Source organism: Asanoa sp. NPDC050611 (assembly GCF_040654855.1).
In the GTDB taxonomy this organism is placed as follows: Bacteria; Actinomycetota; Actinomycetes; order Mycobacteriales; family Micromonosporaceae; genus Asanoa.
On record NZ_JBFAIU010000358.1, the window covers coordinates 1 to 7,576 of the forward strand.

General features: G+C 71.1%; 7 protein-coding genes. 2 read left to right on the plus strand and 5 right to left on the minus strand.

Features of this window, described 5'->3' with window-relative positions:
• Positions 1–140: 140 nt before the first annotated feature.
• From AB0H87_RS34805 to AB0H87_RS34825, 5 genes are read right to left on the minus strand one after another with little or no spacing between them, the layout of a single operon-like run.
• Positions 141–1,229, minus strand: a complete 1,089-nt coding sequence (locus tag AB0H87_RS34805; RefSeq protein WP_360155646.1) for a glycoside hydrolase family 15 protein — start codon at positions 1,227–1,229, stop codon at positions 141–143.
• Positions 1,230–1,237: 8 nt separating this feature from the next.
• Entirely contained in the window at positions 1,238–2,497 is a 1,260-nt protein-coding gene (locus AB0H87_RS34810; RefSeq protein ID WP_360155649.1) for a sugar ABC transporter substrate-binding protein, read from the minus strand.
• A gap of 42 nt (positions 2,498–2,539) precedes the next feature.
• On the minus strand, positions 2,540–3,355 hold the full coding sequence (locus AB0H87_RS34815; protein WP_360155652.1) for a carbohydrate ABC transporter permease: 816 nt from the start codon (positions 3,353–3,355) through the stop codon (positions 2,540–2,542).
• On the minus strand, positions 3,348–4,217 hold the full coding sequence (locus tag AB0H87_RS34820) for a sugar ABC transporter permease (protein WP_360155655.1): 870 nt from the start codon (positions 4,215–4,217) through the stop codon (positions 3,348–3,350). Before AB0H87_RS34820 ends, AB0H87_RS34815 begins: the two co-directional genes overlap by 8 nt.
• Positions 4,214–5,407: an ROK family transcriptional regulator gene (locus AB0H87_RS34825; protein ID WP_360155658.1), complete on the minus strand. Its 1,194-nt coding sequence runs from the start codon at positions 5,405–5,407 to the stop codon at positions 4,214–4,216. The genes AB0H87_RS34820 and AB0H87_RS34825 overlap by 4 nt, the downstream gene beginning before the upstream one ends.
• A gap of 194 nt (positions 5,408–5,601) precedes the next feature.
• Here AB0H87_RS34825 and AB0H87_RS34830 point away from each other — a divergent pair, with 194 nt between their 5' ends.
• Together AB0H87_RS34830 and AB0H87_RS34835 are read left to right on the plus strand one after the other, a co-directional pair.
• Positions 5,602–6,828: a cytochrome P450 gene (locus AB0H87_RS34830; RefSeq protein ID WP_360155661.1), complete on the plus strand. Its 1,227-nt coding sequence runs from the start codon at positions 5,602–5,604 to the stop codon at positions 6,826–6,828.
• Between the two features lie 33 nt (positions 6,829–6,861).
• Positions 6,862–7,530: a TcmI family type II polyketide cyclase gene (locus AB0H87_RS34835; RefSeq protein ID WP_360155664.1), complete on the plus strand. Its 669-nt coding sequence runs from the start codon at positions 6,862–6,864 to the stop codon at positions 7,528–7,530.
• Positions 7,531–7,576 lie beyond the last annotated feature (46 nt).

Here is a 7,576-nt window from a genome sequence, read left to right on the forward strand (position 1 = left end):
CGTGACGGCGGTGACCGCGGGATCGGCCCACACGCCGAGCAGCACCCGTTGCCCGACCTCGGGCAGCACGGGCACCCGCTGGTCCAGCGAGGTGGCGTACGGGTGCTCGATCCCGTGTGGACGGTGCCGGATCAGGTCAGTCATGCCAGGACTCCCAGCTCGTCGGCGAGGATGAGGTACATGCCGTGCGACCAGAGCAGCGGCGTGGCCACGGGCCCCCAGCGGTCCAGCCACTCCTGCCGGCTGCCCGGGTGCAGGAGGTGGTCCGGGACCTGCTCGGGCAGCTCGCCGTCGCCGGTGGCGTGGTCGGCGATCCAGCGCAGGTGGCGCCAGGCGCCCTCCCGGTCGCCGGTGCGGGCCAGGTTCCAGCCGAGCAGCGCGGCGAGCAGCAGCCACTGCCCGCCGCCGTAGAACACGTCGGCGGTGAAGCGGTGCACGCCGCCGTCGACGTCGAGATCGGCGGCGACCGCGCCCAGCGTCGCGGTGGCGACCGGGTCGCCGGGCGCGACGAGCCCGAACGGCACCACGCACGCGGGCAGCGAGCCGTCCACGGCCGTGGAGCCGAGCCATTTCACCAGATGCCCGTCGTGCATCCCGTCCGTCAGCGCCAGCCGGCGGGCGGCCTCGGCCGCACCGGCCGCCGCCGTCGCCCGGTCGCCGGACAGGACCGGCCCGACGGCCCGGAGCCCGCCGTGGATCGCGCCGAGCGTGGAGACGTGCCGCTGCTCGACGTGCTCCTCCCACCAGTCGTAGCAGGGCCGGTCCCAGAACGCGGTGAGGTAGTCGACGGCCACCTCGATGCCGGGCCGCCACCGGTCGAGGTCGAGCCCGTGCCGCCGCGCGTGCGTGACGACCGACCAGAGCCAGATGCCGTACCCGTCGGTCTGGAAGTCCCACCACGGGTCCGAGCCGTTGCGGCCGTCGAACGTGAAGCGCGTCGGGAGCATCCGTTCGACCGGGACGTCCTGGCCGGCCGACCGCAGGTCGTCGACCTGCCCGCGGCGGTCGGCCAGGACGCTGCCGACCCAGTCGTGGAACCGGTCCGCCGAGGCGGTGTCCCCGTACCGGGAGATCCCTTCCGCGGTGAAGCCACCGTCGCGCAGCCAGGCGTAGCCGCGGTACGCCGAGAACGTCGGCGAGGCCGGGTAGGCGCCACCCGCGTCCTGGTGCCCGGTGATGACGGCGTGGCTGCGGGCGGCCAGCGCCCGGTGCTGCGCGACGGTGGTCATCTCGGTCCCTACTTGAGGAGCGCGTCGACGGCCTTCTGGGCGTCGGCGAGCGCGGTGGGCACGTCCTTGCGGCCGGCCGCGGCGGCCGACAGCTCCTTGGTCACGGCGTCCTGCATCTCCTGCTGCCGCTCGATGACGGGCGGAAGCACGGTGGCGTCGAGCGAGTCGAACACCGCCTGCCGGTTGGCCGGCTTGCCGGCGGTCAGGTAGCTGCTGACCTTGCCGGTGTCCGCGACCGGCGGCAGCTCCCAGCTCGTCTTCAGGCGTGCCTGCACCATGTCGTCGGACGAGGTGAGGAACGTGACCCACTTCTGCGCGGCGTCCTTGTTCTTGCTCGCCGCCGAGACCACCGCGCCGTTGGTGAACATCGCCGAGGCCTTCGTGGTGTCACCGGGCTCGACCACGACGTCCCAGTCGAACTTCACGTCGGCGAGGCTCGCGAACATCCAGATGCCGCTGTGCCACATCGCCAGCTTGCCGTCCTTGAACAGCTTGGAGTCGAAGTCGGGCGTGCCGGCGCCCTGCGCCTCGGTCGGCATGGTCTTCCCGGCCTTGGACACCAGGAACTGCGCGGCCTTGCGGCCGGCGTCGGAGTTGAACGTCGCCGACTTCTTGTCGGGCGCGAGGAACTGCCCGCCGGACTGGGCGAGGGTCTTGTAGAACTCGAAGAACGAGATGGGCTGGTAGTCGCCCCAGACGCCCTTGGCCTTGTCGGTCAGCTTGGCCGCGGCCGCCTGCTCGTCGGCCCAGGTCCAGCTCGCGGTCGGCGGGGCCACGCCGGCCGCCTCGAACAGGTCCTTGTTGTAGAAGAGCACGACGTTGGAGAACGACGCCGGCAGGCCGTACTGCTTGCCGTCGGCCTTGAACGCGTCGAGCAGCGACGGCTTGTACGGCGCCGCGTCGACCCCGGTCAGCTCGGCGAGCGAGCCGTTGGCGGTGTAGGTCACGAAGTTCTCGTAGTTCAGCTCGAAGGCGTCGCCCGCCGTGCCACCGGCGACCGCGGTCTGCAGCTTGGTGAAGTAGTCGGCGTACGGCAGCGTCTCGATCTGGACCGTGATGTCGGGGTTGGCCTTCTCGAACGCCGCCTTGATCGCGTCGAGGTCCTTCTCGTGGCCGTCGTTGGCGGAGAAGTTCATGTAGCGGACGGTGGACTTCCCGCCGGCCGCGGGTTCGTCCGTGCGGGTTGCCGATCCCTGCGAGCAGGCGGCGAGCGCCAGCACGATTCCGGCGACCAGGGGTGCGGCGCCGCGTCTGACGAGACTCCTCATGTCGTTCCTTCCTTCCAGGGGTGGAGCCGGAGGGGATGAGTGCTACTTGATGCCGGTGTGCGCGATCCCGGCGATGATGTGGCGCTGCGCGAGCAGGTAGACGACGGCGATCGGGACGATGGAGAAGACCGAGCCGGCCATCACCACGTCCCAGTCGGTGGTGAACTGGCCCTGCAGGGTGGACAGGCCCAGCGGCAGCGTCATGAACTCGGGCGACCGGATGACGACGAGCGGCCACAGGAACGAGTTCCAGCTGCCCATGAACGCGAAGACCGCGACGGTGGCCAGGGTCGGCCGGATCAGCGGCAGCACGATCCTGGTGAAGATGCGCAGGTGGCCGGCGCCGTCGATGGTGGCCGCCTCGTCGAGGTCGCGGGGCAGCGACTCGACCGCCTGGCGCAGCAGGAAGACGCCGAACGCGGAGGCGATCGACGGTGCCAGCAGGGACATGTAGGTGTCCTGCAGGTTGAGCGTCTTCATCTCGATGAACAGCGGCACGACCAGCACCTGCATCGGCACCATCAGGGTCGCGAGGTAGAGGCCGAAGACGATGTTCTTGCCGCGGAAGGCGAGGCGGGCGAAGCCGTACGCGGCCATCGAGCCGGTGACGAGCTGCAGCACGGTGGCGAGGGCGGCGATCCAGAACGAGTTCAGCGCGATGCGCCACATGGGCAGGGCGTCGAGCAGCTCCCGGTACGCGGCGAGCGTGGGGTCCTTGACGATCAGCGTGGGCCCGCCGGCCAGGCTGCCGTCCGGCGTGATCGAGGTGACCACGGTCCAGAGGAACGGCACGAGCATGATCACCGCGCCGACGGCGACGGCGGTGAACCGCAGGTAGCGGGGGAACGGCTCACGCATAGTGCACCCACCGGCGTTGGCCGCGCACCTGCAGCGCGGTGATGACGAGGATGACGGCGAAGAGGATCCAGGACAGCGCGCTCGCCTCGCCGGCGCGGCCGTACCGGAAGGTCAGGTCGTAGATCTGGCCCACGACGACCTGGCTCGCGCCGGACGGGCCGCCCGCGGTCATCACGTACACCTGGTCGAAGACCTGGAAGCCGTTGATCAGCGAGATCACGACGACGAAGAACGTCGACGGGGACAGCAGAGGCAGCGTGACCCGCCAGAACCGTTGCCACGCGCCGGCGCCGTCGGTGCGGGCCGCCTCGAGCACGTCCTGCGGGATCGCCTGCAGGCCGGCCAGCATGATCACCATGACGAACCCGAGGTCCTTCCAGGCCGACGCGAGGATCACCGCGGGCAGGGCCCAGGTGGGGTCGGTCCACCAGCCGGGCTGCGGCGCCCCGAGCGCGCCGAGCAGCGAGTTGACGAGGCCGCTGGTCGGGTTGAGCAGCCACTTCCACACGAGGGCGACGACCACCCAGCTCGTCACGACCGGCAGGAAGTACGCGGCGCGGAAGAACGCCCGGCCGGGCAGCCGCTGGTTGAGCAGCAGCGCGAGCCCGAGCCCGCCGGCGAACACGAGCGGGAGGTAGCCCGCGCAGTAGATCAGCGTGTGCAGGAAGACGTCGCGGGTCGCCGGGTCGCTCAGCAGGTGGGTGTAGTTGTCGAGGCCGACCCACTCCATCGGCGAGATGAGGTTCCAGCGGTGCAGGCTGACCCAGAGCGACGAGACCATGGGCACGACGGTGAACAGGATCAGCGGGACGGCGCTCGGCGCGAGGAAGAACAGCACCCAGCCCGCGTTGCGCTTTTTCACCGGGTCACCTCCTGCAGCCGCGCCCGGACCAGCTCGCCCTGCGCGCCCGTGGCCGCCGCGTCGAACGGCGATGCCAGCACGAGCGAGGCGGCCCCGACCGCCCACTGGTCCTCGGTCCAGGACTCCACCAGGCACCGGATGCCGCGCTGGGCCGGCATGAGCCGGCCGCGGAACGACTCCTCGAAGCCGGTCTCCCAGAACCCCCAGTCCCGCACGCCCTCGCCCATCAGCACGACCAGCCCGGGGTCGACGGTGTGCACGACGCCCGCGAGCGTCCGGCCGAGCAGCCGCCCCGCGTCGCGGTAGACCTCGAGCGCGGCCGGCTTGCCGGCGCGGGCGGCCCGGGCCAGCGTGTCGATGGTGCCGCGCGGGCCGATCGCGCCGGACCGGGCCGCGGTCGCCACCAGGCCGGCCTCGCCCACGTAGGCCTCCAGGCAACCGGTGTTGCCGCAACCGCACGGAGGCCCGTCGTCCGCGACCGGTATGTGCCCGATCTCGCCGGCCCCGCCGTGCGCGCCGCGGCTGACCGTGCCCTGGTGGACGATCGCGCAGCCGACGCCGAGCCCGATCGTGACGACCATGAACGACGCGTGCTCGCGCCCGTTGCCGTAGACGATCTGCGCCGCGGCCAGGGTGTTGACGTCGTTGTCGACGAGCACCGGCACGCCGAGCGCGTCGCGCAGCCGGCGGCCGACCGGGAACCGGCTCCAGCCCAGGGTCGGCGCGTCGACGAGCCCGGACGCCTGCGCGTCGACCGCGCCCGGCAGGCCGACGCCGACGCCGAGCAGATGGCCGTCGTGTGCGGCGACGGCGTCGCGCAGAACGCCGGAGAGCGCCTCGAGCGCAGCCGGTGCCGACGGGTCGAAGGGGACGGACCGCGACGTGCGGACCGTGCCGTCGAGGTCGACCGAGACGATCGCGACGTGGTCGGCGGTCACCTTCGCGCCGATCGCGCCGCCCGCCGCGCGGACCAGCCCGAGCAGGATCGCCGGGCGGCCGCCGGTGCTGGGCACCGAGCGCAGCTCCGTGATCAGCTCGCGCTGGAGCAGCTCCTTGGTGGTCTGCGTGACGGTGGCGGGGGAGACCCGCAGGACCCGGGCGATGTCGGCCCGGGACGAGGCACCCCGCGTGCCCAGCAGGCCGAGCACGGCGGCGCGGACGAGGTCGCCACGCGGTGAGATCTGCCCCATGCTCCGGCCTTTGTTCGAGACTAAATTTAGTCAGCAATGTAGGCGCGGCGCGGCGGCCCGTCAAGACATCTCCGCCTCGATCAAACGGGCATAAGTAGATGAAACTGCCGAAAACCCGTCTAAGCGGGTCTAATCTCCGGTTTGAAGCGGCCAGCTGTGCAGGGGCGCTGCGCCGTGACCCGGAGGAGGCGCGAATGACCGAGAATGCACTACCCGCGGCAGAGCTCTACACCGACGAGTTCGCCGTCGACCCTTATCCCGCCTTCGCCAAGCTGCGCACCGACAGTCCAGTGTGTCCGGTCAGCTCGCCGCGGTTCGACTCCTTCCTGATCACGCGGTTCGACGACGCGAAGGCCGCGCTGATGGACCCGCGGCTGTCCAAGGACCTCTACGGGCCGGGGCAGCACTTCCTGCGCATCTTCGGGCCGAACTCCGAGGGCCTGAACAAGAACATGCTCAACTCGGACCCGCCGGAGCACAGCCGGCTGCGGCAGATCACCTCGCGCGCGTTCGCGCCGCGGCGGCTGGAGGCGCTCCGGCCCCGGATCGCCGAGATCGTCGCCGGGTTGCTCGACAAGGTCGTGCCGCAGGGCCATGCCGACCTCATGCGGGACTTCGCGATCCCGCTGCCGATGATGGTGATCGGCGAGCTGCTCGGCATACCGGAGAAGGACCGCCAGCGCGTGCTCGACTGGACGCAGGTCATCCGGGAGTCCGGGTCGTCCGGCCGTCCGCCGGCGGAGGAGAAGGCGCGGGTGCAGGAGGCGCAGGCCTGGCTGCACGGCTACCTGACCGAGCTGGTGGCGGCCAAGCGCGTGGAGCCGGACGACGCGATGGTCAGCATCCTGATCGCCGCGTGCGACGAGGAGGGCGTGCTCTCCGAGCGCGAACTGGTCAGCACCGCGTTCCTGCTGCTGTTCGCCGGGCACCAGACCACCGCGGACTTCATCGGCAACGCGACGCTGGCGCTGCTGACCAACCCCGAGCAGCTCGACCTGCTGGTGAAGACGCCCGACCTGCTGCCGCAGGCGATCGAGGAGCTGCTGCGCTTCGACGGCCCGCTGCCGGTCGCGAGCCCGCGGATCGCCACCGAGGAGGTGGAGTACCAGGGCGTGCGCATCCCGGCGGGCTCGATCGTCGGCGTGGTCATCAACTCGGCGAACCACGACCCCGCCCAGTTCGAGGACCCCGACCGGCTGGACGTGTGCCGGGAACGCGGGACACACCTCGGCTTCGGGCACGGTGTCCACTACTGCCTCGGCGTCTCGCTCGCCCGGATGGAGGCGCAGATCGGCATCGGCGAGCTGCTGCGCCGGCTGCCCGGGCTCCAGCTCGGCGTGCCGCCCGAGGAACTGCGTCGGCTGCCCGCGGCGTCGCCGTTCCGCGGCCTGATCGAGCTTCCCGTCCGTTTCACCGCCTGACCCGACCGGGTCCAACCTTTGTGAGGAGCAGCCGTGGTATTCCGCAGTGTGATCGTCTGCCGCATCGTCCCGGGCAGTGAGCAGAAGGTCGCCGACGTGTTCGGCCACTACGACAAGGTGACCCGACCGCAGGACGTCGGCGTCACGGGGCGCATCCTGCTGTCGCTGCAGGACCTCTACATCCACGTCGTCGAGCGGGCCCAGGATCCCGCGGTCACCGGCAACAACCGCGGCCTGCCGGCGTTCAAGGAGATCGCGGAGAAGATCGCGCCGTACGTGACGCCGTACCCGCGCAACTGGCAGAACCCGTCCGACTCGGTGGCGAAGGAGTTCTACAGCTGGGTCTCGCCGCAGCGGTCGGCCGCCGGAGGCGCGAACCCGCTGCTGATCGTCCAGCGGATCAAGCCCGGTTCCGAGTCCGCGGTGGCCCGCATCTTCGGTGAGTCCGACAACGGGCCGCTGCCGACCCAGATGGGCGTCGGCGGGCGCTGGCTCTACTCGATCGACGACGTCTACGTGCACCTCATGGAGCGCAGCGACGCGGCGGTCGCGGAAGGGCTGGGGCAGAACCACCACGCACCGGCCTTCAACAAGATCATCGACGACCTCAAGCCGTACGTGGCGCCCTACGACCCGGAGACCTGGCGCGGGCCGCAGGACTCGGTCGCCAAGCCGTTCTACAGCTGGCAGGCCAGCGACTGACGGTGCCGTGCCGACGCGGGGGTGTGCGCAGCTGGTCGCACACCCC

What these genes read in the sequence shown, in the direction of transcription:
- AB0H87_RS34805 (WP_360155646.1), bottom strand. Translation starts at nt 1,229, where the DNA reads ATGACCACCGTCGCGCAGCACCGGGCGCTGGCCGCCCGCAGCCACGCC.
- AB0H87_RS34810 (WP_360155649.1), bottom strand. Translation starts at nt 2,497, where the DNA reads ATGAGGAGTCTCGTCAGACGCGGCGCCGCACCCCTGGTCGCCGGAATC.
- AB0H87_RS34815 (WP_360155652.1), bottom strand. Translation starts at nt 3,355, where the DNA reads ATGCGTGAGCCGTTCCCCCGCTACCTGCGGTTCACCGCCGTCGCCGTC.
- AB0H87_RS34825 (WP_360155658.1), bottom strand. Translation starts at nt 5,407, where the DNA reads ATGGGGCAGATCTCACCGCGTGGCGACCTCGTCCGCGCCGCCGTGCTC.
- AB0H87_RS34830 (WP_360155661.1), top strand. Translation starts at nt 5,602, where the DNA reads ATGACCGAGAATGCACTACCCGCGGCAGAGCTCTACACCGACGAGTTC.